Raw genomic sequence first — 23192 nt, forward strand, 5'->3', positions numbered from 1 at the left:
ACGGAGGCAGCACCGGCGGTTATCCGCCGCTCTTGCCAAGTTCATCATGGGCGCTGCATAAAATTGTAGGAAGCAGAAAGCTCGTGTATAGTGGGGAAAATCTGGTGTCCCGCATCCATGGCAGGTTGCGGATTGAGCCTAGAGGCCGTAAGCAATGCGTCTTATACTGATCGATCATGAAGCTGCCTTCGTCACCCGTGTCCGGCAACTTGTCCGCCGGATCAATGGGGTGGAGGCGGTGGATGAGGTGCCGGACCTGGCCGAGTTGCGCCGTTATGCGCAGGCATATCCCGATGCGGAACTGGTGGGCCTGGTGTCGATCACCATGGCGGCGCGCGGCATCATCAAGGAATTCGTGCAGCATTGCCCGCAGGTGCCGCTGGTGGCCATCGGCGGCAATGATCCCGACCGTATGCGGGCGGCGCTGGGCGAGGGCGCGCGCGCCTATGTCCGGCGCAGCGATGTGGCCGACGAACTGGCCAACGCGCTGGACGTCGTTCGCGATGGCGGGGTGTTCGTGCCGCCCGTCGTGGCCATGCGGCCGGGCGGGGAGCCCCTGATGACGGTTGCAGGCCCGGTACCGGCCGGTTTCTTCCGTGAGGATGCGGGCAAGCAACTGACCCCGCGCCAGCGTGAGATCCTTTCCATGATCCGCACCGGCCGCAGCAATCTGGAAATTGCGGAGGCGCTGGATCTGACGGTTGGCACCGTGAAGATCCACATCACCGCCATTTTCAAGGCCCTCGGCGTGCGCAACCGTACCCAGGCGATGGTTGCTGCCGATTGGCTGGACCTGCCCGCCATTGACCCGGTTGCCACCCAGGCGTGATGCCGCTTGCCCGCACTTCCTGTGCGCGACCCGCCGCGGGACGTCGGGGCGGACAATCGGCGGGCGGACAAGGGGCGGGGCGGGCAAGGCATGATGGACCCAGATGGGCGGGCGCAGCCGACAGGCACCGCCCGCCTTCGCTTTTTGCCCTGCAATTGCCAGAAAGCATCGTATGGTGGTGCCGGCCACGCCGCTTGTTATGCCGGGAACCGGCGTGCAAGTGGGGTGGCTGCGGGGCAGCCGCCTTGACCGGGGGCGGGGTGTCTGCTATCGCCGCCCTTTGTTCAATCGGTTCGGCGACCGGCCGAGGGTGATGCATGTCCGATATCTTTCGTGAAGTTGACGAAGACCTCCGTCGTGAACAGCTTCTGTCTTTCTGGAAGCGGTATGGCGGTATTGTCATCGGCGCTGCGGTTCTGGTCGTCGCGGCCACGGCCGGCAATGTCGGCTGGAAATACTGGCGTTCGGCCCAGATGGAGAATCGGACGGCGGTGCTGAGCCAGGCGCTGGCGCCGCTTCGGCCGGCGGCGGAAGGCACCGCACCCGATACCAGGGCTGCGGCAGAGGCGCTGTCGCAGGCCGCCGCCAGGCTGGGCGGCGGCCATGCGACCCTGGCCCGCCTGTACGAGGCCGGGCTGCGTGCCCGTGATGGCCAGCGTGACCAGGCCCTGGCGCTTTACGATGCCATCGCCGGTGATGGCGGTGCCGATCCCGCCTTGCGGGACATGGCCTTGCTGCTGTCCGTTCAGCATCAGGCGGATGACGGCGATGCCAAGGCGCTGCGCATCCGGCTGGAGCCCCTGTTGAAGGCGGGCAATGCCTGGCGGGCTTCCGCCCTGGAGACGGCGGCCTTGCTGTCGATCCGTGCCGGCGACATGGTCGACGCCCAGGCGCTGCTGAAGCAGCTTTCCGAGGACAGCACGGCGCCACAGGCGTTGCGCGCCCGTGCCACCGAACTGGCCGCCCTGCACGCGGCGCCGCAATAAGTCCAGGAACCAGGATCAGATGGTCATCACCACCCATTCCACCGCCCCGTCCCGCCGCCCCTACCGGCTGGCCGCCCGGGTGGCCGCGCCGCTGCTGGCCTGCCTGCTGTTGTCGGGCTGCGGCATCACCGACTGGTTCAGCAGTGACGACGATGCGCCCAAGCTGGGCGGCAGCCGCATCTCGGTGCTGCAATTCCAGCAGCAATTGGAAGTCGACCCGCAGGTCGCGGCCACGGAGGTTGCCCTGCCGGAAGCCGTGGTCAATGCCGATTGGGCACAGGCCGGTGGCAATCCCGCCCATAATCCCGGCCATGTGGCGCTGGGCGCCAACCTGAAGCGGGTATGGAGTGCCAGCGTCGAGGGGTCGAGCAGCAGCCGGCGCCTGCTGGCCGGTCCCGTCATCGCCGGGGGCCGTGCCTATGTGCTGGACACCGACTATGATCTGCATGTGCTGGACGCTGCCACGGGCCGGCGTGTCTGGCGCCGCAATGTCCTGCGCGAGAAGCAGGAGGGTTCGGCCTTCGGTGGCGGGGTGGCCGTGCATGGCGGTCGCGTCTACACCACCAACGGGTTCGGTGAAGCCGTCGCGATGGACAGCGAAACCGGCGATGTCGTCTGGCGCCGGCGGATTGCCGGCCCGATTCGCTCCGCTCCCACGGTGCTGGAGGGGCGTGTCTTCGTCTCGGCTGTCGATAATCAGGTGATTTCCCTGTCGGCCGACAATGGCGCGCTGCAATGGTATCACACGGGCTTTCTGGAGCCGGCGGCCCTTCTGGGCGGATCGGCGGCGGCGATCGAGGGTGACACGGCCATTGTGCCCTATTCCTCTGGCGAGCTTTTCGCGCTGCGCGTGGAGAATGGGCGACAGGCCTGGCAGGACAGCCTGGCGGCCTTCCGCCGTGGCGAGAACCTGACGGGTCTGGCCGATATTCGCGGCCTTCCGGTCATCGCCGGCGGCGTGGCCTATGCCATCAGCCATTCCGGCCGCATGGTGGCCGTGGATATCCGGTCGGGCCAGCGGGTCTGGGAACAGGATATCGGCGGCATCACCACGCCGGCCGTGGTCGGGGACTGGATCTTTGTGACGACGAACGATTGCCAGGTCGTCGCCATGACCCGCGCGGATGGCCGTATCCGCTGGATCAGCCAGCTCGACCAGTGGGAAGACCCGGAGGACCGGGAAGACCCGATCCTGTGGACGGGGCCGCTGGTGGCTGGCGGACGGCTGCTGCTGACCAACAATCAGGGCGAGCTGGTGGAACTGTCGCTGTCCGACGGGGGCGTCCAGAAGCGCACGAAGCTGCCCGGCCCTGCGATACAGGCGCCTGTGGTGGCCGGCGAAACGCTGTATATCCTCACGGAGGATGGCGATCTGGTCGCCTATCGGTAACGGAGTATTAGAGTGATCAAGGCCACGCACCGACTGACGGTCGCCATCATCGGGCGACCGAATGTCGGCAAGTCCACCCTGTTCAACCGGCTGGTCGGCAAGAAGATCGCGCTGGTGGACGATACGCCCGGCGTGACGCGCGACTGGCGCGCCGCCGACGGGCGCGTGGGCGGGCTGGAGTTCACCGTGGTCGATACGGCCGGGCTGGAGGATGTGTTCGACAATAGTCTGGAGGCGCGGATGCGCCAGCAGACCGAACGCGCCATCGAAAGGGCCGACGTGGCCCTGTTCCTGGTCGATGCCCGCGCCGGCATCACGGCCATGGACCGGCATTTCGCGGCCTGGCTGCGCAAGGCCGGCAAGCCGACCATCCTGGTCGCCAACAAGTGCGAGGGTGTCGCCGGCCGCCCTGGCCTGCTCGAAGCCTTTGAACTTGGCCTGGGTGAGCCCGTTCCGCTTTCCGCCGAACATGGGGAAGGCATGGCCGATCTGGTCGAGGCGCTGGAACCCTTCATGCCGAAGGAGGACGAGGAGGAGCAGGACGCTGCCGATGCGGCCGAGGCCGACACCTTCTTCGCGGCCGATGACGAGGAGGCTGCGGAGGCCGCCGCCGCCGAGGAGGAGGCCAAGGCCCTCCAGCTTGCCATTGTCGGCCGCCCGAACGTGGGCAAGTCCACGCTGCTGAACGCGCTGGTGCGGGAGGAGCGGGTCCTGACCGGGCCCGAGGCCGGAATGACCCGTGACGCCATCGCGGTGGAATGGGAATGGAAGGGCCGTCCGATCCGTCTGGTCGACACGGCCGGCCTGCGCAAGCGTGCGAAGGTCGATGGCAAGCTGGAGAAGCTGGCCAACCAGGACACGCTGCGCGTCATCCGCATGGCCCATGTCGTGGTTCTGGTGCTGGATGCCGACGGCATCCTGGACAAGCAGGATCTGACCATCGCGCGCTTGGTGGTGGAAGAGGGGCGTGCCCTGGTCATCGCCCTGAACAAGTGGGACGCCGTGGCCGACAAGAATGCCGCGCTGCGCCGGCTTTCCGACCGGTTGCAGACCTCCCTGCCGCAGGTCAAGGGCATTCCCACGGTCACCATCTCCGCGCTGAAGGGACAGCGGCTGGAGGAGTTGCTGGACACGGTGGTGACGGCCTATGGCCTGTGGAACCGCCGCATCCCCACCTCTCAGCTGAACCGCTGGCTGATGGGCATGACGGAAAGCCATCCGCCGCCGCTGGTCGATGGCCGCCGTCTGAAGATCCGCTATATGACCCAGGTGAAAAGCCGGCCGCCGACGTTCGCCCTGTTCGTCAGCAAGCCGGTCGATCTGCCGGAGAATTACGCCCGTTATCTGGTCAACGGGCTGCGCGACAGCTTCGATCTGCCCGGTGTGCCGATCCGCATGCTGTTGCGCAAGGGCAGCAGCAGCAATCCCTTCGACTGAACATACCTTCGTGACCGTTGCGAGAAGTGTTGGCGAAAGGCCATTACCCCATTAGACTATGCCTGATTGGGTAGGGGTGTCGTCGATGCTTTTCGGGGTGAGCTTCTGGGACAGGAAGCGGACCTACGAGGTCTTCCTTCAGAAGGAAGGCCGGTGGCAGTTGCATGTCTTATGCGACGATGAAAAGGACGCCATCGACGAGGCGCGCCACCTGTTGATGACGGGCAAGACGCTGGGCGTGAAGGTGGTGCGCCATCGCACCCTGTCCAGCCTGGTCAGCTCGGAAACCGTGGTTTATGAGGCGACGGCCAATCCGCCGAAGGACAAGCCCCTGACCGTGCTGACCCCCTTCGGGGAGGTGGCGTTGTGCCGGACCGTGGATGATCTTTTCACGGCCGACGGGCGCCGCACCATCGGGCAGGTGCTGCGTGACTATCTGACACGGGTCAACCTGTCCCCGACGGAATTGCTGCATAGTTACAGCCATTTGCGCAAGTTGGGCGAGGTGCAGGGGCTGGTCAATGCCGGCCTGCACCGGGTGGCCGCGGCCCAGGCCGGCACCATGGGCGTACCCGCGAAGGAACGGCTGCAGGTGCTGGACGGGCTGGTCACGCAGGCCCAGCAGAAGGCCCGTGCCTTTGCCGCCGAACGCGCCGGCTATCCTGATTGCAAGGGTGGCGACCTGGGCCCGCTCAGCGGCTTCATCCTGGACAAGGTCGGGATGGACCATCACGATTATGTGCTGGCCGCCCTGATCAGCGTCTGGCTGTTCGAACAGCGGTCGCTGCTGGCAAAGGTGGAGGTGCTGGCCGCAGTGGCACAGCAGAATCTGGAAAACGGGCTGGTCCGGCAGGTGGATGCCATCCTGGCCGACATGCTGTCATTTGCCACTGTCGTGCAGGAATTGTTCGCACCAAACCCCAATCTGGGCACGGCCCTGATGCAGATGGGGGCCGTGATACTCTGCCGCAAGGCGGCGGTGGAGCGGCTGACGAACCCGTCCCTGCGAATGATCGCGGAATTGATCCGGCAGGGGCATCTGCCGCAAAGTCAGGGCGCGCTGGCGGAACGCCTGCTGCGCGAGATCGGCAGTGACCGCCCCCTGGACCAGCGGGCCCCGGATCAGGAAGGGGCATTGCTGGATCAACTCGTCGCGTCGCTGACGGGGGATGACGGAACCATCCTGGGCGGGGACAGCACCCATAAATCGGTCGAACGCCGCCGTCTGCGACAGCGCCAGGAACTGCTGCGCGCCCAGGGACTGCACAGCGTCGCCGATAATCTGCGCTGAACGCCCGCCGTATGGTGGGATGCCCCCGTCAACGGGGAGGGCGGCATCACGCGAACCAGAAAGAAGGTGCGCCGCGCCGCCCCGGAACCGCTTCAGAATGGCCGCCGGCGATAATCCTGCAGGCGGGTGACGCGCAGGGCCTGCACGCCATGCCGGTCGATGGTTTCCTGCCAGGAATTGAATTCCTCTTCCGACAGGCCGTAACGCTGGCAGGCGTCCGCGACGCTCAACAATCCCGCGCGCACGCCCGCGACCACCTCGGCCTTGCGCCGCATGACCCAGCGGCGGGTATCCGGGGGGGGCAGGTCGTCCAGGGTCAGGCGGTCGCTGCCCGCCTCAATCTTGGCCACCTCGCCGCCCGACTCTGCGCGCAGACGTGTCGTCGCGGCCTTGTTGAGGGGTTTCATGGTGGATCTTACCTCCGATCACTGGTGTTCAGTCATCGATAGGCCAACCACCTTTAAGAAACAGTGAAGGCAATGCGGAAAGCATACATTTGCGATCATTCTATCCATCAAGGGGCGACGGAAAGAACATTGTCAGTGGTGACATACATCTCACCCAGTGCCAGATAGGGCTTGCCCGCCGTCATATCGACACCCGTAACGCGACCGAAGGACATGACGACGGAATTGACGGCCTTGCCGTTGGCATCGGTGGCCTTCACCTCCACCTTGTAGGCACCATCCTTCATCTGCTCGCCACTTTCATTCTTGCCGTCCCAGACGACTTCCTGCGTGCCGGCTGTCTTGGTCAGGGTCAGGGTGCGAACCACCTTGCCGGTCTTGCCGTCGGAAATTTCCATGACGGAGGTGGCGGCCGGCACATCGGTGGAGACATTCATCTTCGCTGATCCATCCTGCAGAGGCACGCCGTTGGACTGCACCTCCACCATGCGCCCCATATAGCTCAATGACTGATTGATTTCGCTATTGTTGATGGCGCCCAGAATATTGTCCAGTTTCTGGTTGGACTGGATTTGCTGCTCGACCTGTGAATATTGGACAAGCTGCTTGGTGAATTCCGCCGTGTCGGTCGGCTGCAGCGGGTCCTGGTTCTTGAGCTGCGAGGTCAGCAGCGTCAGGAATGTTTCATAATTGGATGTGAGCGAACTGAATGCCGACTGTCCGGCATTGTTCGCCCCCGTATTGGTGTTGTTGTTGACGCCGGAGATCGACATGGCAGGGCCTTCCCGTCAAGGGTGCTGATCAAACCCTGACATCCAACCGCCCCAGTTCCAGAATCTGGGTCTGGGCGATTATTGCCGGGTCCTGTTCCTCTGCTTCAACAGAAGCAACTACCGTGCCAGCCGGACCGTCATTCTGGTCGCGCTGGCGTTCCTGGGCCTGTTCACCCTGATCGTGCAGGGAGAAGGACAGGCTGTCCTGGTCCGCCGTCAGGCCGGCTTCCTGCAGGGATTTCACAAGGTCTTTCACATCCTTTTGCAGCATTTCCAGGGTCTGCGGGCTTTCCGCGATCACCTTGGCCCGCAGGCGGCCTTCGGCGCCGATCTCAAGCTGGACATCGATGCGACCCAGATCGAGGGGGCGAAGCTGGATGGACAGCCGGTCTGTCCCGTCCTGGACGGCCCGCTGGACCTGGATGGCCATCTGCTGCGTGGGGGGCATATAGACGCCGGGGCGGTGCGGGGCGGTGGTGGCGCGCAGCGACTGGGCGAAGTCGGGGCCCTGCGCCTTGCCGGGGTCGGCAGCATGGAGGTTGGTGGGGGTGGCGTCTGCCGTATCGGCCATGCCCGAACCGCTATCCGGGTGGCCATCACTACCGGCAGTGCCGCTGTTTGCGCTGTCCGTCGCCGCACCCACCGCCCGGACCAGCAGATTGTCTGCCGTCCGGTCCGGGGCCGGGCCATTCTGGTCCGGTCGGGGCTGGACCTGATTTTGCCCGGCATTTTGTGCCGCGCCTGCCAGGCCGGCCTTGTCGGCCGCCTCCGCATCATCCTTGACATGCAGCGGGGCCAGCATGCGCTGGTTGGTCACCCCGTGGGTTTCAGCCTCATCGACGCTGGCCGCGGGCTCGATTTCCACCGTCGCGGGGGTCACATCCCCTTCGGCCTGGGCCGCTGCCGGTCTGGCGGTGACCGTCAGGGGCTGGCCCGCCTCATGGGAAGGGGCGTGCGCACCCTCCTTGCGAACGGGGGACGGGGCTTGCGTGCCTTCCGTCTCTCCCGCCATCACGGTGGTGCTGCCGGCCGGTTCGTCGGCCCTGTCATCGGAAGGCGTAGCGGTTGCGGGCGGGATCGCCATGCCGGCATCCGTGGTGCCCGGCACATGTTTGGCCGTGGCGGTGCCATGGCCAGCCGTGGCTGACAGGGCGGGGCCGGCCGATGTCGGCATATGGGTGCCGGGTGCCGGCGCACCGGTTTCCAGGGTCGTTCCGGCGATGGTTTGTGTGACCGGTACGCCGGGCGTCCCGTTCTCCGGCTGCATGGGGTCCCCAGTGGCCATGGTGGTGTCCGGACCCTCGCTGCCGGCGGCCATACCTTGCACACGGGGGATGACCGGTGCGGTGGTCTGGCCGTGGGGTGCGGGGGAAGATGGCGCCGCCCCGGCCTGAAGGCCCGGTGCGAGACCGGCGCCCTCGGCCGGCATGGGTGTGCCCAGCCGGCTTGGGATGCTGTCGGGCCGCAAGGTGGGGATCACCGGGGCCGGCCGGCCGTCAATGGCGGCAGGCGTGACATCCTTTCCGGGCCCAGGTTGCGTTGTCACATCCCCTTGCAGCAGGGCCAGCGCTGTGGCCGCGTCGCTTTGCGTCATCGCCCCGGTCATCACCAGCGCCGCCGCCGGGTCCGCCACGACCGGTGTCCCGGCCGATCCGTCACCCTCACCGTTGGCGGCGCCCGCGGCATCCGTGTCCTCGACCTCCTCGCCGGCTTCCGGTGTCTTGAAGGCCGTGGCCAGTTCATTGAGGAAGGCGGTGACCTCCTCGCTCATTTCCTGCCCGGCCAGCATGCCGCCATCCATCAGGAACAGGCCGGACTGGCCCCAGCGCTGCGATGCTTCGCCCAGGGGGCGGCCGTTCTGCAGGATGCCGCCGCCTGGAGAGCGCAAGGCTGTGCCGGCCATCAGCATCGGCGCGCCGCCGGCATTCTCCATCCCGTCGGTCCGTGCCGCGTCAAGAGACCCGCCGCCCGCGCTACCCGTCAGGTTCAGGAAATTGGCCAGCAACTGGTTGAAGCGGTCCGACGCCTCCTGCCCGTCCCCGCGCAGACCGTCAGCCGTCAGGCCGGCGCCGCCGATGGACAGGGCCGTGGGAGAGGCCGCCGACGATGCGGGAAGGGCAAAGATGTCCATGAATGGTGCTCCTGCGCTGGAAACCAAGGGGACCAAGCATCTATCGTGCCAACAGAAACCCCTTGGATTCTGCGGCATTCACGGGACCTTCCGGCAGTGTCGGCCGGCAGAAGCTGCCCGGTGGCGAGGGCAAGCCTTGCCGGGTCCGGCGGCCTTGTCGTTGATGGCGTTGCACGCACTCACCCCACCGCCCGTTGCGCGGGTAAGGGGGGACTGCACGGTCGGCCGATCCGGCCGCCGTCCGTTCAAGGAAATGACACCGCAGCGCGGGTAGATCAGAAGGAGCGGTTGTACGCCATCGACGGTGCGCCCTTGCGGGTATAGGCGGCCGGCATCACCGCACCGCCGCGGCGCGTATACATGCCATCGTCGGCACGGGCCTTGTTGATGGCGTTGACCAGGGTGTTGACGGTGGATTGCGTGACCTGCGTTGCCGCGCGGACCAGCCGGGCATGTTCCAGCGTGGCGTCCACGAACCGGTCGCTGGCCTCCTTCAGGGTGCGCTTGCACTCGTCGCTGAGCATGCGCAGGCTTTCCGCTTCGGCGCGGAAGGAACGGACGCAATCCTCATAGGTGCGCACGACCAGCGGCTTCCTGTCGGCCACGACGGTCAGGGCCGGGATGTCGCGGCGGCGGATGGCGTCATTCTCCTCCTGGAACAGCTCGGTCAGGCGGCTCATGGTCTGGACCAGGGTGGCCACGCGGGGATCGGTGGTCATGGCGTGTCCTTCTTGGTTGATTGTTCCTGCATGCGGATCATCTCCGCCATCACCTGATCGGCGAGGCCCAGGCCACCGGCCCGGGCGATCTGCTTGCCATATTCCTCGACCATCATGCCGCGCCAGGTGTTCTCTGCCTCGCCGCCGCCGAACGTGTCATCGGCTTCCACGCCCTGCCACATCTGCGACAGCATCTGCGACAGGAACACGGCCTCGAATTCCTGTGCCGCCTTGCCCACGTCCTGGACGCCGGGCTTGCCGCCCTGGCCGGTGGCCCTGTTCAGCCCTCCGCTTTGTGCCAGGGCCTGCATATCGAAACCGGGGGTGGACAGCTTCACTTCCGACATCACATCACCTCGATCTCAGCTTGCAGCGCACCGGCCGCCTTGATGGACTGAAGGATGGCGATCATATCACGCGGGCCGACGCCAAGCGCGTTCAGGTTATGCACCAGTTCCTGAAGCGACACCCCGGCCGGCATGACGGCCAGCTTGCGGTCGGCACCTTCGTCCACCTGGATGTCGGTGCGCGGCACGACCACGGTCTGTCCACCCTGGCTGAGGGGGGCCGGCTGGGACACCTGCGGCGTCTCGGTGATGCGGATGGTCAGGTTGCCCTGGGCGATGGCCACCGTGCTGATGCGCACATTCTCGCCCATCACGATCACACCCGATGCCTCGTCGATGACGACGCGGGCGATCTGGTCGGGCTGCACGCGCAACTGTTCGACATCGCGCAGGAAGCTGACAAGATCGGCCTTGCGTGGCATCGGCACGTCGATGAGGATGGAAGTCGGGTCGGTGGCGCGGGCCGTCTGTGGCCCGAAATTGGTGTTGATTGCCTCGGCGACGCGCACGGCGGTCGTGAAGTCCGGGTTGCGCAGGGACAGGCGCAGATAGGGCAGGTCGGTCAGCGCGAAGTCGATCTCGCGCTCCACGATGGCGCCGCCGGCGATACGGCCGCTGGTCGGCACCCCGCGGGTGATGGAGGCGCCGGCCCCCTGCGCCGCAAAGCCGGATATGGCGACGGCCCCCTGCGCCACGGCATAGACCTCGCCATCGGCGCCCAGCAGCGGCGTCACCAGCAGGGTGCCGCCCTGGAGGTTCTTGGCGTCCGCCATGGCGGCCACGCTGATATCGATGCGGGCCCCTTGCGAGGTGAAGGGGGGAAGGGTGGCTGTGACCATGACGGCCGCGACATTCTTGGTGCGGATCGTGTCGCCGCGGACATTGACACCCAACCGCTCCAGCATGCCGATCAGGCTCTGTTCGGTGAAGGGGGAATTGTTGATGGTGTCGCCCGTGCCGTTCAGGCCGACGACCAGGCCATAGCCGATCAGCATGTTGTCGCGCACGCCCTCGACATCGGCGATGTCCTTGATTCGGCTCTGCGCATGCGCCATGCCGGGGGTCATCAGGACCAGCGCCGTCAGCAGGGCGGCGGCCATCCGGCCGATACGGGTCCTGGCTTTGTTCGCGGGCGTCACCATGGTCGTCATTCCGATCTGTCGCTCGGGGCTTCGGTTCGGGGACAGTTCGTCCCTTCTCGGTCGGTCAAGCAGAATGCGAGAAACATGCCAATGGCGGCATTGCACGCCTTTCGGGCCGGTGGATCAATATCTGCCGGCCTGTACAAAGGGGCAGGCCATCCGTCGGGGCAAAAATTGCCCTAGGACGGGAAGGCGCTGGGGTGATACCTATATTCAACCGGCAGCCGCGTCCCCATATATGGGAATGGCGATGCCATCCGACCGCAGGAAAAGCCACCGTCCACGCCATGAAGATCGAGGGTCCCGCCTCCGCCCGTCCCGGCCAGGTCAAGAAAGCCACCCGTAGCGGCGGCGGCGATTTCCTGCGCCATATTCCGGGAGAGGACGGGGACGATGGCGTGTCCCGTTCATCGGGAACGCAATCGGCATCCGGCATCAACCCCCTTTTCGCCCTGCAGGAAGTGGACGATGCCCTGTCCGGCAAGAAGCGCCGGGCCCAGGCGCGGGGTGAGGATATCCTGGACCGGCTGGACGAGTTGCGCCTGGGCCTGTTGACCGGGCGCTTCCCCGTGGAAAAACTGCACGAGCTGGTGCGCATGGTCCAAAGCCGGCGTGAGGATCTGGATGATCCGCGCCTTGCGGAGATTCTGGACGAGATCGACCTCCGGGCTCAGGTGGAAATCGCCAAACTGACACAGCAGGCCTGACCACCCGCTGCGCCGTGGTCATGGAGGCCCGCAGGCCACTCCGCTTTCGCACCATGCTGCGGGCTGATATATGACCAGTGGGATAGGTGTTCCGGAAATTGTTTCGATTCAGCACATTAGAAGTTTGAGGCCATTATTCTCGGCTGTTGCGGGCCGCGCGCACTCTCCATATACTCCGCGCCGTTTCCAGGCCCAGGATCGGACCAGACAAATGTCGTCGACTACCTCGCCTTTGCTCCCCCCCGGTTACCGCCCGTCGGAAGACGAGGATTACATGAACCCCGTCATGCGGGAGTTCTTCCGGCAGAAGCTGCTGCAATGGCGTGCCGAGCTTTTGCGGGAATCATCAGAAACCCTGAATAGCCTGCACGAGGATGGCGGGTTGCAGGAACCGGACATCGCCGACCGTGCGACACTGGAAACGGACCGGGCGCTGGAACTGCGCACCCGTGATCGGGAGCGCAAGCTGATCTCCAAGATCGATGCGGCGCTTCAGCGAATCCATGATGGTGAGTACGGCTATTGCGAGGAGACGGGGGAGCCGATCGGCGTTCGCCGTCTGGAGGCGCGGCCCATCGCCACGCTGAGCCTGGAGGCGCAGGAGCGCCATGAACGCATGGAGCGCACCCATCGCGACGATTGAGCCGCCTGATGGCGCCCCGGTAATCGGGCAGATGTCCTCCCTCTGATGAAGCAAGGGCCGGCGGATCGCTCCGCCGGCCCTTCTTTTGTCCGATACCGGCGATAATGCGCCGGGCGGTTCAGATGCGGGTGATGGCCTCCTTCACCCCGCCATCCAGAAGCGCATAGGCGCGTTCCAGGGCGGCGCGAAAGGCGGTGTTGCCGGTCAGGGCCGGCGGAAACACCTGTTCCAGGGTGAAGAAGCAGGATATGTCCGCATGCGCGTTGCCGGTGCAGCCGCGTCCGATGGTCAACAGCATGTCGGCCAGCGGGTCGGTCAGCTTGTCCCCCGCGGCCGCCTTGGCCCGGATGAACCGCATCCAGGCGGCGACGGGCAGGGCCAGCTTGTCCACGGCCGCCCCGGCGGCCAGCCGGTCGGCGATGGTGCCGAACAGCCGGAAGGGCAGCTTGGCCGACCCGTCCCAGGCGATCTGGGACAGCAGATGGCGGATGCCGGGGTTGGCGAACCGTGACAGGATGGCATTGATATAGGCGTCGTAATCGATGCCGGCATCGGGCGACAGGGTGGGCTTGATATCTTCCAGCATCAGGCGGCGGACGAAGCCGGCGAGGTCCGGATCGGCCATGGCGTCGGCCACGCTTTCAAAACCCGCCAGGCTGCCCAGATAGGCCAGGGTGGAATGCGGGCCGTTCAGCAGGCGCAGCTTTGCCCGGTCATAGGCGCTGACATCACGGGTCAGCGTCACGCCGATGGCTTCGAAATCGGGCCGGATATTGCAGAAATGGTCTTCGATCACCCATTGGGTGAAGCGTTCCCGCTGGATGGGCCAGGCGTCCGACAGGCCCGTTTCGGCCGTCACGCGGGTGCGCAGCGCGTCGTCGGTCGCCGGGGTGATGCTGTCCACCATGGTGCGGGGAAAGGCCACCGCCGTCCGGATCCAGGCGGCCAGCGCTGCATCCTGGCGTTCGGCCAGGCCCGCCACGGCCCGGCCCAGCTTGTGTCCATTATCGACCAGGTTGTCGCAGGATACCACGGTGAAGGGGGCGGTGCCGGCCCCATGGCGGCGGCGCAGGCCTTCGACCAGATGGCCGACCAGGCTGGCGGGGTTGCGCGGGTCGGCCACATCATGGGCGATGTCGGGATGGTCGAAATCCAGCGAGCCGTCGCCCTTCAGGCAGTATCCCTTCTCTGTGACCGTCATGGTGACCATGACCGTGGCGGGATCGGCCAGCCGGTCCAGCAGGGCCGGCCGGTCGGCGGGGCCGGCCAGCGTCTCCTTGATGGCGCCGATGACGCGATAGCGCGTTTCGCGCTCCAGTTCCGCCAGGATATAGAGATTGTCCTGCGGGCGCAGCGCGTCGCGCACATCGGTGCTGCGCAGCGCGGCGGCGCAGATGGCCCAGTCGCCGCCCCGGCCCAGCGCCTCATCGAAATAAAAGGCCTGATGGGCGCGGAAGAAGGCGCCGGGGCCGAAATGCACGATGCCGATCCCGGCCTTGTCCCGGTCATAGGCGGGGCGGGCCACGTCGCTGCTCAGCAGGTCCAGGTTGGCGGCGGAAAGGGACGGCATTTACAGGGTCACTCCGTTCTTCCAGATGGCAATCTCGCGCTGGCCGTTCTTCTCGGCCCGTGTAGCCTGACCGGAAGCCGTGGCCAGGATCAAGGACCAAAGCGCATCGGCGGCATGGTCGGACCCGGTATCGGACAGGGCCGATCCCGCGTCGAAATCGATCCAGTTCGGCTTTTGCCGGGCAAGCGTGCCGTTGGAGGCGATCTTCAGCGTCGGGGCGGGAAAGCCCAGCGGCGTTCCGCGTCCCGTGGTGAACAGGATCACCGTCGCGCCCGCTGCCGTCAGGGCCGTGGCGGATACGCCGTCATTGCCCGGCGCCGCCAGCAGGGTCAGCCCCCGGTGGCGCAGGCGTCCGCCATAGGCGATCACGTCGGCCAGCGGCGCCCGGCCGCCCTTCTGCACGGCACCCAGCGACTTTTCCTCCAGCGTGGTGATGCCGCCCGCGATGTTGCCGGGGGACGGGTTCTCATAGACCGGCTGGTCATGGTCCAGGAAGTAGCGCTTGAAGCCGTTGACGACATCGACGACGCCCTCGAACACGGTTTCATCAACGGCCCGGCGCATCAGAAGTTCCTCCGCCCCGAAAATCTCCGGTATCTCGGTCAGGATGGCGCTGCCGCCGGCGGCCGTCACCCGGTCGGCCATGCGGCCCACCAGCGGGTTGGCCGTCAGGCCGCTGAACCCGTCCGATCCGCCGCATTTCAGGCCGATGGCGAGGTCCGACGCGGGGCAGGGGACACGCCGGTCCTGTGCGGCGATGGCCACCAGCTCGGCCACGGCCTGCAACCCGTCCTCCACCTCGTCGCTGCTCTGCTGCGCCGTGAAGGCGCGCAGGCGGCCGGCATCGATGCCCGGCGCATCGCGCAGCAGCCTGTCCAACTGGTTGGACTCGCAGCCCAGCCCCAGCAGCAGCACGCCACCGGCATTGGGATGCTGGGCCAGCGCGCTGATGATGGCCTTGGTATGGGCCAGGTCGTCGCCCAGCTGTGAACAGCCGAACGGATGGGGGAAGGCGACGACACCGTCCACCTGTCCCGCGAAACGGGTCGATGCCAGTGCTGCGATGCGTTCCGCGGTGCGGCCGACGCAGCCGACCGTACAAAGCACCCAGATCTCGTTGCGTGTGCCCACGCGCCCGTCGGCCCGGCGATAGCCCATGAAACTGCCGGCGTCACGCGACAGCGCCGACCAGGCGGCATCGGTGCCCGCCGGTTCGTGGCGATAGTCGAGCGTGCCCGTCAGCCCCGTCGACAGGTTGTGGCTGTGGACATGGTCGCCGGCGGCGATGCCAATGGTGGCACGGCCGATGGGCCAGCCATATTTGTGAACCGCTTGTCCGGATTGAAGCGCGCGCAGGGCGAACTTGTGCCCCCGCGGGATATCGGCGGCCAGTTCCACGACCTGTCCCCCCACCTGTACCCTTTCCCCCCTGCCCAGCGAACGGACTGCCACGGCCACGTCATCCGCCGGGTCGACCCGATGGGCCGGGGGCAGGTCATCCACCACCGGGGCGGGAGGTTGCGCGCAACTCATTTTCGCATCATCCTTCGGAAAACGGCCGGCGGGGGCTGGGTATCGGGATTTATTTGCCCGTCCGCGCGTCTCGGTCATTGCAATTGACACCGGTTACCAGATAAAATCAAGGGGTCAGGTGGCGTCCAAGACCACCATTGCCGCCCAGGTGCCGCTCCGCGCGGCCCGTAACGACTGAAAGGAAGGGGAGGGACCGTGGCCAAGGGACGGGTGCAACTTCGCGGCATCGTGAAAAGCTTCGGCGCCGTCGATGTGATCAAGGGCGTGGACCTGGATATCGCGCCCGGTGAACTCACAGTTTTCGTGGGCCCCTCGGGCTGTGGGAAATCCACCTTGCTGCGGCTGGTCTCCGGGCTGGAACTGCCGACCGGCGGCAGCATCACCATCGGCGACCGCGACGTGACGCTGGCCCATCCGGCCAAGCGCGGCATCGCCATGGTGTTCCAGTCCTACGCGCTCTACCCGCATATGAGCGTGGCGGACAATATGGGCTTCGGGCTGAAGATCGCCGGTGTGCCCAAGGCGGAGATCCGGGCCCGGGTGGCCCAGGCGGCGGATATTTTGCAGCTTTCCCACCTGCTGGACCGCAAGCCGCGGGCGCTTTCGGGCGGGCAGCGCCAGCGCGTCGCCATTGGCCGCTGCATCGTGCGGGAACCGGAAGTGTTCCTGTTCGACGAACCGCTATCCAACCTGGACGCGGCCCTGCGCGGCCAGATGCGGGTGGAGATCGCCCGCCTGCATGCCAACCTGGGCGCCACCATGATCTATGTGACGCATGATCAGGTGGAGGCGATGACGCTGGCCTCCCGGATCGTCGTGCTGAATGCCGGACGGATCGAACAGGTCGGCGCCCCGATCGAGCTTTACCGCAACCCCGCCAACCTGTTCGTGGCGGGGTTCATCGGATCGCCGCAGATGAACCTGATGCGCGGCACGGTGGAGGCGGCGGACATGGACGGGGTCACCGTGCGCCTGAATGGCGGTGCCCTGCGCATTCCCCGCCGCAATCCGGCCATCGCGCCGGGGGCAAAGGTGACGGTGGGCATCCGGCCGGAGCATTTCCGCGTGGGTGAGCCGCCAGCCGATCCCAAGCAGGAACAGGTTGCGGAATTCGATGCCGTCATCGATCTGGTGGAACGGCTGGGCAGCGAGACCCTGGCGCATTTGCGCATGCCGACCCTGTCTGAGGGGGTGCTGGTCGTGAAGCTGGGCGGTGACGTGCCGCTGCGCATCGGCGGGGCGTTGCGTGTGGGGCTGCGCCTGCCCCATTGCCACCTGTTCGATGCCGACGGCAGGGCCGTCGGGGCGCCCAGCGCCAAGATCGCGGCCGTCGCGGCGTGAAGGGGGGAGTGCGCATGACCTTGCCTGAACCCGGTCCTGAACTCGGCGTCTGGCCCGCCAGCATCCGGGGAACGTGCCATGTATGAGAACCGCGTCACGGGATATCTTTACATCGCGCCCTTCCTGCTGGGGCTTGCAACCTTCACGCTGTTCCCCTTCCTGGCATCGTTCCTGTTGTCCTTCTCGGATTATCAGCTACAGGACCCGGTTGCCCGCGCGCATTTCATCGGGATGGAGAATTACGTCCAGATGGCGGGGGATGGCACGTTCCACAATTCGCTGGGCGTGACATTCCTTTACGTTTTCGTCACGGTGCCGCTGAAGCTGGCCTTCGCGCTGTTCATCGCCTTCGTGCTGAATTTCAAGCTGCGCGGCATCTCCTTCTTCCGCACGGCCTATTACGTGCCGTCCATCCTGGGCGGGTCGGTGGCCATCGCGGTGCTGTGGCGCTACGTCTTCGCCGGCGACGGGCTGATCAACCAGGTCATGGCCGCCTTCGGCGGGGAGCCGCTGAACTGGCTGGGGGAGCCGGGATACGCCCTGTTCACCGTCGTCCTGCTGCGCCTGTGGCAGTTCGGATCGGCGATGGTGGTCTTCCTGGCCGGCCTGCAGAACATTCCGACCGACCTTTACGAGGCGGCGACCATCGACGGGGCCGGCAAGGGACGCATCTTCTTCACCATCACCCTGCCGCTGCTGACGCCCGTCATCTTCTTCAATTTCATCATGCAGATCGTGCAGGCGTTCCAGGAATTCAACGGTCCCTACATCATCACGGGCGGCGGTCCGTTGAAATCAACCTATCTGCTGCCGCTGATGATCTATGAGGAGGCGTTCAAGTATTTCAACGTGGGCTATGCCTCCGCCCTGTCCTGGGTGCTGTTCATCATCATCGCCGTCTTCACGCTGGTCGCCTTCGCCTCGGCCCGGTACTGGGTGTTCTACGGCAATGAACGGGGGGACAAGGAATGACCATGGCCGTTTCCACCCCTGCCGCCCCGCGCAGCGATGTCGCCTGGCTTGGACGGCTCAACGCCGCCGTCCGCTATGGCGTGCTGATCGTTGTCGGGCTCGTCATGCTCTATCCGCTGTTCTGGATGGTGGCCGCCAGTTTCAAGCCGAACCACGAGATTTTCGGTTCCATCGGGCTATGGCCGCGGGAACCGACGCTGGACGGCATCATCCAGGGCTGGCGTACCGGCACCGAATACAGCTTCGCCACATACCTGTTCAACAGCTTCGCCTTCATCATTCCCAAGGTGGTGCTGACGGTCGTCTCCTCCGTGCTGGTTGCCTATGGCTTCGCGCGGTTCAGGATGCCGGGCAAGCAATTCTGGTTCGCGCTGATGGTGGCGACCATCCTGTTGCCAAAGAGCGTGCTGCTGATCCCGCAATATCTGATGTTCCGGCAGTTCGGCTGGCTGGACACCTACCTGCCGCTCTATGTTCCCTGCGCCTTTGCGACGGAAGGATTCTTCGTCTTCATGGTGGTGCAGTTCCTGCGCTCCATCCCCCCCGACATGGAGGAGGCGGCCGTCATCGACGGCTGCAATTCCATCCAGGTGCTGTGGCACGTGGTGGTGCCCATCCTGATGCCGGCCATCATCTCCGTCGCGCTGTTCCAGTTCATGTGGAGCCTGAACGATTTCCTCTATCCGTTGATCTACCTGTCATCGGTGGAGAAATATCCCGTCGCGCTGGCCCTGAAGATGGCCATCGACGTGACGGAGGCTACGGCCTGGAACCAGGTGCTGGCCATGTCGACCATAGCATTGCTGCCGTCGCTGGTCGTGTTCTTCCTGGCCCAGCGCTATTTCGTGGAAGGCATCACGTCGGGGGCGGTGAAGGGATGAGAAGGCTGTCTTTCATACCGCTGCTGCTGGTGGTCCTGGCCGTACTGGTGGTGTCGGTCCGACCGGCCCCGGCGCAGGAGGTGGTGCATCTGCGCATGTCCTGGTGGGGCGGCAATGATGTCCACCGGGCGCAGTTGCGGGCGCTGGAAGCGTTCGAGCAGCGTCATCCCCACATCCGGGTGCGGGCCGAATATACGGGCTGGGTCGGTCATCTGGAACGGCTGACCACCCAGATCGCCGGCGGCACGGCACCCGACATCATGATGGTCAACTGGAACTGGCTGAAGCTGTTTTCCCGTGATGGCCAGGGTTTCTACGATCTCAACCGGGTGGCCGACATCATCGACCTGAAGCAGTTCGACGCCGATGCCATCGCCATGTCGTCCGTTCATGGCCATCTGAACGGGTTGCCACCCAACATGACCGCGCGCCTGTTCTGGTTCAACGAGACGACCTTCGCCAGGGCGGGCCTGCCCGTGCCCGACAGTTGGGATGCGCTGATGGCGGCGGGTCCGGTGTTCCGTGACCGTCTGGGGCCTGATTACTACCCGCTGGACATGAATTTCCAGGATACGGTCGCTCTGCTCTATACCTGGATCAGCCAGAAGCGCCAGGCGCCTTTCATCGATGAGGAGAACAAGCGCCTGCTGGCCGACCGGGAGACGCTGACGGCAGCGGCCCGGCTTTATCAGGAACTGGTGGATAACCATGTCGTCCCGTCGGCGCGGGAGCGGGCCAGCTTCGGCCATGTCCAGCTTCAGGAGACGCGGCCCTGGATCACGGGGCGCTATGCCGGCACCTACCAATGGACCAGCGCCGTCGGAAAATATGTGGAGACGCTGGAGCCCGGCCAGAAGATGGTGCTGGCTCCCTATCTGACCCTGCCGGGTGCCGCCGATCCCGGCCTGCTGTACAAGCCGGCCATGATGTATGCCATCAACAAGGATACGAACCATCCGCGGGAAGCGGCCCTGCTGCTGCAATTCCTGCTGAACGATCCCGAGGGTGTGCTGATCCTGGGCGCGCGTCGCGGCGTGCCGGCCAGCGCGGCGGCACGCGACATCCTGGAAGCGGACGGACAGTTGGAGGGGCTGGCCCTGCAGGGGCAGGACCAGATCGAAAGCCTGCCGCGGGGCATCCAGCTTTCCGGCTATTACGAGCATGCGCGCGTGCGCGACGGTTTCAACGACATCCTGGAAAAGTTGGGCTATGGCGTTCTCACCCCCGAAGAAGCGGGGGAGGCCATGGAGCAGGAGATCAACGGCATCCTGCGCCGGGTGATCCGGTGAGCCTGACATCTGCGTCCGGATGCCTTTCCCGCATCCATACCCGTTCCCGCTCGCGAACCCCGAGCGCCTGATCCGACTGGACCCATCATGAATGATTTCAACCGCTTCGGTTCCCATGTCCTGCCCTTCCTGCGCCATTACCTGGCGGAGTGGGACTTCTACAAGCCGGCCTGGAATTACGAGGATGGCTGTATCTTTGAGGGGTGCCTGGACCTGGGGGACGCTACCGGCCGGTCGGAATTCTCCGATTTCGTCCTGGACAAGGTTGGCCCGAGGGTGCTGGAGGACGGGACCATCACCGGGTTCGACATCGGCGAGTACAATATCGACAATGTAAAGTCGGGGAAGATCTTCTTCCCACTTTACGAACGCACGGGCGAGGAAAGGTTCCGCCGGGCCATCGCCACCCAGATGGCGCAGTTGCGGACCCATCCGCGCACGAAATCCGGCAATTACTGGCACAAGAACATCTATCCCTGGCAGGTCTGGCTGGATGGTCTCTACATGGCCCAGCCGCTGGTTACGGCGCAGGCCGTCGCCACGGGGGACCGCGCAGCGTGGGAGGATGTAGTCAACCAGTTCCTGTCGGTGCGCGATCATCTGCGCGATGCGCGCACAGGGCTCTATTATCACGGCTGGGACGAAAGCCGGCAGGAGAGATGGGCCGATCCGCGGACCGGCTGTTCCCCAAACTTCTGGGGCCGGGCCATGGGCTGGTTCATGATGGCCCTGGCCGACTGTATCGAACTGTCCGCCCCCTTCGACGGGCCGGCCCGGGCCGCCCTGATCGGCCTGTTCCAGGATACGGCACGGGCGCTGATGGCCGTGCGCAGCCCGCGCGGCCTGTGGTGGCAGGTGCTGGACCGCGGCGGCGATGCCGGCAATTACGAGGAGAGCTCGGCCAGCCTGATGATCGCCTATGCCCTGATGGCCGGGGTGCGGCTGGGTGTTCTGCCGGCCGACCAGGGACAGGCGGGCGAGGTGGCGTTGCGGACCGTGATCGACGGCTATCTCTCACACACTGAGCTGGGCGGCATTTGCGGTGTGGCGGGGCTGGGCAACACCCCTTATCGCGACGGTTCCTATGAATATTACCTGTCGGAGCGGCTCATCCCCAATGACCCGAAGGGGGTGGGGGCCTTGATGATGGCGCTGTCGGAAGGGGTGCGCCGCCCATGACCCTGATCGAACTGGCCCCGCTGGGAACTGTGCATGGTGTGCGCATGCCGCGTCAGCCGCGTGCGGAAACCACCATGCGCCGCATCGTGGGGGCGGTTCGCAAGCTTTTGCAATACAAGGACATGGATGCCATCCGGATCGAGGAGGTGGCCAGCCTGGCCGGCTGTTCCCCGCCATCCATCTATGCCCGGTTCAAGGACAAGGACACGTTCACGGGCGTGCTGTTCGAACTGCACGCGGCAGAGGTGGCGGATGGCATCGCCGCCTTTCTGGCGCCGGACCGCTGGCGGGGCCGGTCCCTGTCCGCCTTCGCACAGGCCCTGGCCGACTATCTGCTGCATCTCTACCGCGCCGACCGCAATCTCTATCGTGCCGTGCTGCAATGTCCCGACCCGGCGGTGCGGCGGCGCTTCACCCAAGCGACGGAACATCTGTCGGCGCAGGTGGCCGAGGCATTGCGCGTCATGGATGGTGGTGCGGGGCGGATCGCGCCGGACCGGGTGCGCTGGGCGCTGCTGCAACTGGTGGCGGCGCTGCAGGGCAATGCCGTGCTGGGCTGGATGGCGCCTGACGACGGGACGGCCATCACCCCGCATCTGGCGGAAATGTTCGTTCGCGCTGTCGGGCGCTGATGCTGCTGCCGTGCGAGTTCCCGGACAGGTCTGCTTACCGGGAACCTGTACGAGAGGGGATGTCATGCCAAGTTGCGGTGAGTTGGACTCATCGCGACTTGTTTGGCGCGTCGAGCGCCCGCGCGCCCATGTGCGCGTGAGCCGCCGGATGGCGGCGCCCGGCGTGTCGATCAGGACCGTCGGTCCTGATCGACGCAGATACGTATCAGCCGAAGGGAAAGGCCGGCTTGCGCTTGTCGCGGAAGGCGTCACGTCCTTCGATGAAGTCGGGCCCCTCGATGGCGTCCAGGAATTCGGCCACCGTCTCCGGCGTGTCGGTCCCCTGTCCGGCCAGGACACGGGCGATCATGCGCTTGGTGGCGCGGGCCGAATATTGGCTGGCGGCTGTCACCTGGGCGGCATAGTCCAGCACGGCCGCCTCCAGGGCGTCGGCCGCCTCCACGCGGTTGACCAGCCCCATGGACAGCGCCTCGGCCGCCCCCAGCAGGCGGCCGGTATATAGCAGGTCCTTGGCGTGGCTGGGGCCCACCGTCTGAACCAGCCGCCGGGTGTCGCCCAACGGATAGACCAGACCCAGCTTGCCCGGCGTGATGCCCATGCGGGCATTGTCGGCGGCGAAGCGCAGGTCGCAGGCCAGCGCCAGCCCCAGCCCGCCACCCACACAGGCCCCCTGGATCAGGGCGATGGTGGGCTTGATGAAGCCGGCCAGCCCGTCCATGGCCCCGGCGATGTCGCTTGCATAATCGGCCGTGCTTTCCCGCGTCTCATAGGCGGCCTCGAATTCCGAGATGTCGGCCCCGGCCGCGAACGTGCCGTTCGCCCCCTGGACAATCAGCACGCGGATGGCGGGATCGGCTGCCGCCTCGGCCAGCCGCACGGGCACCAGCCGCCACATCTCCTGCGAAAGGGCGTTGCGTTTGGCCGGCTGGTTCAGGATCAGGCGGCCGATGCCGCCCGCGTCACGGCGCAGGATCACTTTGTCGGACATGGAAA

The 23192-nt window shown here is 65.8% G+C and carries 22 protein-coding genes; 13 read left to right on the plus strand and 9 right to left on the minus strand.

Annotation, left to right across the window (positions count from 1 at the left end):
* Positions 1-154 precede the first annotated feature (154 nt).
* The 5 genes from ABC728_RS04905 (at position 155) to ABC728_RS04925 (ending at position 5933) form a co-directional block, all read left to right on the plus strand.
* Complete coding sequence (locus tag ABC728_RS04905) at positions 155-829, plus strand: helix-turn-helix transcriptional regulator (protein ID WP_416620683.1); 675 nt, start codon at positions 155-157, stop codon at positions 827-829.
* Positions 830-1146: 317 nt separating this feature from the next.
* Positions 1147-1815, plus strand: a complete 669-nt coding sequence (locus tag ABC728_RS04910) for a tetratricopeptide repeat protein (protein WP_416620682.1) — start codon at positions 1147-1149, stop codon at positions 1813-1815.
* Positions 1816-1834: 19 nt separating this feature from the next.
* Positions 1835-3205 carry a PQQ-like beta-propeller repeat protein gene (locus ABC728_RS04915; RefSeq protein WP_416620681.1) on the plus strand — a complete coding sequence of 457 codons (1371 nt, stop codon included), beginning with the start codon at positions 1835-1837 and terminating at the stop codon, positions 3203-3205.
* Positions 3206-3217: 12 nt separating this feature from the next.
* A complete protein-coding gene (gene der / locus ABC728_RS04920; RefSeq protein ID WP_416620680.1) occupies positions 3218-4642 on the plus strand; it encodes a ribosome biogenesis GTPase Der in 1425 nt (474 codons plus the stop codon).
* 85 nt (positions 4643-4727) lie between these two features.
* Positions 4728-5933 (plus strand): hypothetical protein, encoded by a 1206-nt coding sequence (locus tag ABC728_RS04925; RefSeq protein ID WP_416620679.1) that lies wholly within the window; start codon positions 4728-4730, stop codon positions 5931-5933.
* A gap of 92 nt (positions 5934-6025) precedes the next feature.
* Here the strand turns inward: ABC728_RS04925 and sciP are convergent, their stop codons facing one another.
* The 6 genes from sciP to ABC728_RS04955 form a co-directional block, all read right to left on the minus strand.
* Positions 6026-6340 (minus strand): CtrA inhibitor SciP, encoded by a 315-nt coding sequence (sciP, locus tag ABC728_RS04930; RefSeq protein ID WP_416620678.1) that lies wholly within the window; start codon positions 6338-6340, stop codon positions 6026-6028.
* 107 nt (positions 6341-6447) lie between these two features.
* Positions 6448-7113, minus strand: a complete 666-nt coding sequence (locus tag ABC728_RS04935; RefSeq protein WP_416620677.1) for a flagellar hook assembly protein FlgD — start codon at positions 7111-7113, stop codon at positions 6448-6450.
* 28 nt (positions 7114-7141) lie between these two features.
* Positions 7142-9244, minus strand: a complete 2103-nt coding sequence (locus tag ABC728_RS04940) for a flagellar hook-length control protein FliK (protein ID WP_416620676.1) — start codon at positions 9242-9244, stop codon at positions 7142-7144.
* A 275-nt stretch (positions 9245-9519) separates the two neighbouring features.
* Positions 9520-9963 carry a hypothetical protein gene (locus tag ABC728_RS04945; RefSeq protein WP_416620675.1) on the minus strand — a complete coding sequence of 148 codons (444 nt, stop codon included), beginning with the start codon at positions 9961-9963 and terminating at the stop codon, positions 9520-9522.
* Positions 9960-10310, minus strand: coding sequence for a rod-binding protein (locus ABC728_RS04950; RefSeq protein ID WP_416620674.1), 351 nt, complete (start codon positions 10308-10310; stop codon positions 9960-9962). Before ABC728_RS04950 ends, ABC728_RS04945 begins: the two co-directional genes overlap by 4 nt.
* The gene (locus tag ABC728_RS04955) at positions 10310-11461 is read right to left on the minus strand and encodes a flagellar basal body P-ring protein FlgI (RefSeq protein WP_445376369.1); all 1152 of its coding nucleotides are present in this window, start codon (positions 11459-11461) and stop codon (positions 10310-10312) included. The genes ABC728_RS04950 and ABC728_RS04955 overlap by 1 nt, the downstream gene beginning before the upstream one ends.
* A gap of 278 nt (positions 11462-11739) precedes the next feature.
* Between ABC728_RS04955 and ABC728_RS04960 the strand changes: the two genes are divergently transcribed.
* Both ABC728_RS04960 and dksA read left to right on the plus strand, forming a co-directional pair.
* On the plus strand, positions 11740-12159 hold the full coding sequence (locus ABC728_RS04960) for a flagellar assembly protein FliX (protein WP_416620672.1): 420 nt from the start codon (positions 11740-11742) through the stop codon (positions 12157-12159).
* A 211-nt stretch (positions 12160-12370) separates the two neighbouring features.
* Positions 12371-12802 (plus strand): RNA polymerase-binding protein DksA, encoded by a 432-nt coding sequence (gene dksA / locus ABC728_RS04965; protein WP_416620671.1) that lies wholly within the window; start codon positions 12371-12373, stop codon positions 12800-12802.
* Between the two features lie 118 nt (positions 12803-12920).
* Here the strand turns inward: dksA and ABC728_RS04970 are convergent, their stop codons facing one another.
* Positions 12921-14372 (minus strand): mannitol dehydrogenase family protein, encoded by a 1452-nt coding sequence (locus ABC728_RS04970; RefSeq protein WP_416620670.1) that lies wholly within the window; start codon positions 14370-14372, stop codon positions 12921-12923.
* Positions 14373-15905 carry a UxaA family hydrolase gene (locus ABC728_RS04975; RefSeq protein ID WP_416620669.1) on the minus strand — a complete coding sequence of 511 codons (1533 nt, stop codon included), beginning with the start codon at positions 15903-15905 and terminating at the stop codon, positions 14373-14375.
* Positions 15906-16100: 195 nt separating this feature from the next.
* On the opposite strand from ABC728_RS04975, the gene ABC728_RS04980 reads away from it, so the two are divergent.
* The 6 genes from ABC728_RS04980 (at position 16101) to ABC728_RS05005 (ending at position 22199) form a co-directional block, all read left to right on the plus strand.
* Complete coding sequence (locus tag ABC728_RS04980) at positions 16101-17246, plus strand: ABC transporter ATP-binding protein (protein WP_416620668.1); 1146 nt, start codon at positions 16101-16103, stop codon at positions 17244-17246.
* A gap of 78 nt (positions 17247-17324) precedes the next feature.
* On the plus strand, positions 17325-18218 hold the full coding sequence (locus ABC728_RS04985) for a carbohydrate ABC transporter permease (RefSeq protein WP_416620667.1): 894 nt from the start codon (positions 17325-17327) through the stop codon (positions 18216-18218).
* 2 nt (positions 18219-18220) lie between these two features.
* Complete coding sequence (locus ABC728_RS04990; protein WP_445376411.1) at positions 18221-19099, plus strand: carbohydrate ABC transporter permease; 879 nt, start codon at positions 18221-18223, stop codon at positions 19097-19099.
* A complete protein-coding gene (locus tag ABC728_RS04995; protein ID WP_416620665.1) occupies positions 19096-20388 on the plus strand; it encodes an ABC transporter substrate-binding protein in 1293 nt (430 codons plus the stop codon). The genes ABC728_RS04990 and ABC728_RS04995 overlap by 4 nt, the downstream gene beginning before the upstream one ends.
* An 87-nt stretch (positions 20389-20475) precedes the next feature.
* Positions 20476-21567, plus strand: a complete 1092-nt coding sequence (locus ABC728_RS05000) for a glycoside hydrolase family 88/105 protein (RefSeq protein WP_416620664.1) — start codon at positions 20476-20478, stop codon at positions 21565-21567.
* Complete coding sequence (locus tag ABC728_RS05005; protein WP_416620663.1) at positions 21564-22199, plus strand: TetR/AcrR family transcriptional regulator; 636 nt, start codon at positions 21564-21566, stop codon at positions 22197-22199. The genes ABC728_RS05000 and ABC728_RS05005 overlap by 4 nt, the downstream gene beginning before the upstream one ends.
* A gap of 205 nt (positions 22200-22404) precedes the next feature.
* Here the strand turns inward: ABC728_RS05005 and ABC728_RS05010 are convergent, their stop codons facing one another.
* Positions 22405-23187 (minus strand): enoyl-CoA hydratase-related protein, encoded by a 783-nt coding sequence (locus ABC728_RS05010; RefSeq protein WP_416620662.1) that lies wholly within the window; start codon positions 23185-23187, stop codon positions 22405-22407.
* Positions 23188-23192 lie beyond the last annotated feature (5 nt).

It is taken from the genome of Niveispirillum fermenti (assembly GCF_052474395.1).

What these genes read in the sequence shown, in the direction of transcription:
- ABC728_RS04905 (WP_416620683.1), top strand. Translation starts at nt 155, where the DNA reads ATGCGTCTTATACTGATCGATCATGAAGCTGCCTTCGTCACCCGTGTC.
- ABC728_RS04910 (WP_416620682.1), top strand. Translation starts at nt 1,147, where the DNA reads ATGTCCGATATCTTTCGTGAAGTTGACGAAGACCTCCGTCGTGAACAG.
- ABC728_RS04915 (WP_416620681.1), top strand. Translation starts at nt 1,835, where the DNA reads ATGGTCATCACCACCCATTCCACCGCCCCGTCCCGCCGCCCCTACCGG.
- ABC728_RS04925 (WP_416620679.1), top strand. Translation starts at nt 4,728, where the DNA reads ATGCTTTTCGGGGTGAGCTTCTGGGACAGGAAGCGGACCTACGAGGTC.
- sciP (WP_416620678.1), bottom strand. Translation starts at nt 6,340, where the DNA reads ATGAAACCCCTCAACAAGGCCGCGACGACACGTCTGCGCGCAGAGTCG.
- ABC728_RS04935 (WP_416620677.1), bottom strand. Translation starts at nt 7,113, where the DNA reads ATGTCGATCTCCGGCGTCAACAACAACACCAATACGGGGGCGAACAAT.
- ABC728_RS04940 (WP_416620676.1), bottom strand. Translation starts at nt 9,244, where the DNA reads ATGGACATCTTTGCCCTTCCCGCATCGTCGGCGGCCTCTCCCACGGCC.
- ABC728_RS04945 (WP_416620675.1), bottom strand. Translation starts at nt 9,963, where the DNA reads ATGACCACCGATCCCCGCGTGGCCACCCTGGTCCAGACCATGAGCCGC.
- ABC728_RS04950 (WP_416620674.1), bottom strand. Translation starts at nt 10,310, where the DNA reads ATGTCGGAAGTGAAGCTGTCCACCCCCGGTTTCGATATGCAGGCCCTG.
- ABC728_RS04955 (WP_445376369.1), bottom strand. Translation starts at nt 11,461, where the DNA reads ATGACGACCATGGTGACGCCCGCGAACAAAGCCAGGACCCGTATCGGC.
- ABC728_RS04960 (WP_416620672.1), top strand. Translation starts at nt 11,740, where the DNA reads ATGAAGATCGAGGGTCCCGCCTCCGCCCGTCCCGGCCAGGTCAAGAAA.
- dksA (WP_416620671.1), top strand. Translation starts at nt 12,371, where the DNA reads ATGTCGTCGACTACCTCGCCTTTGCTCCCCCCCGGTTACCGCCCGTCG.
- ABC728_RS04970 (WP_416620670.1), bottom strand. Translation starts at nt 14,372, where the DNA reads ATGCCGTCCCTTTCCGCCGCCAACCTGGACCTGCTGAGCAGCGACGTG.
- ABC728_RS04975 (WP_416620669.1), bottom strand. Translation starts at nt 15,905, where the DNA reads ATGAGTTGCGCGCAACCTCCCGCCCCGGTGGTGGATGACCTGCCCCCG.
- ABC728_RS04985 (WP_416620667.1), top strand. Translation starts at nt 17,325, where the DNA reads ATGTATGAGAACCGCGTCACGGGATATCTTTACATCGCGCCCTTCCTG.
- ABC728_RS04990 (WP_445376411.1), top strand. Translation starts at nt 18,221, where the DNA reads ATGGCCGTTTCCACCCCTGCCGCCCCGCGCAGCGATGTCGCCTGGCTT.
- ABC728_RS04995 (WP_416620665.1), top strand. Translation starts at nt 19,096, where the DNA reads ATGAGAAGGCTGTCTTTCATACCGCTGCTGCTGGTGGTCCTGGCCGTA.
- ABC728_RS05000 (WP_416620664.1), top strand. Translation starts at nt 20,476, where the DNA reads ATGAATGATTTCAACCGCTTCGGTTCCCATGTCCTGCCCTTCCTGCGC.
- ABC728_RS05005 (WP_416620663.1), top strand. Translation starts at nt 21,564, where the DNA reads ATGACCCTGATCGAACTGGCCCCGCTGGGAACTGTGCATGGTGTGCGC.
- ABC728_RS05010 (WP_416620662.1), bottom strand. Translation starts at nt 23,187, where the DNA reads ATGTCCGACAAAGTGATCCTGCGCCGTGACGCGGGCGGCATCGGCCGC.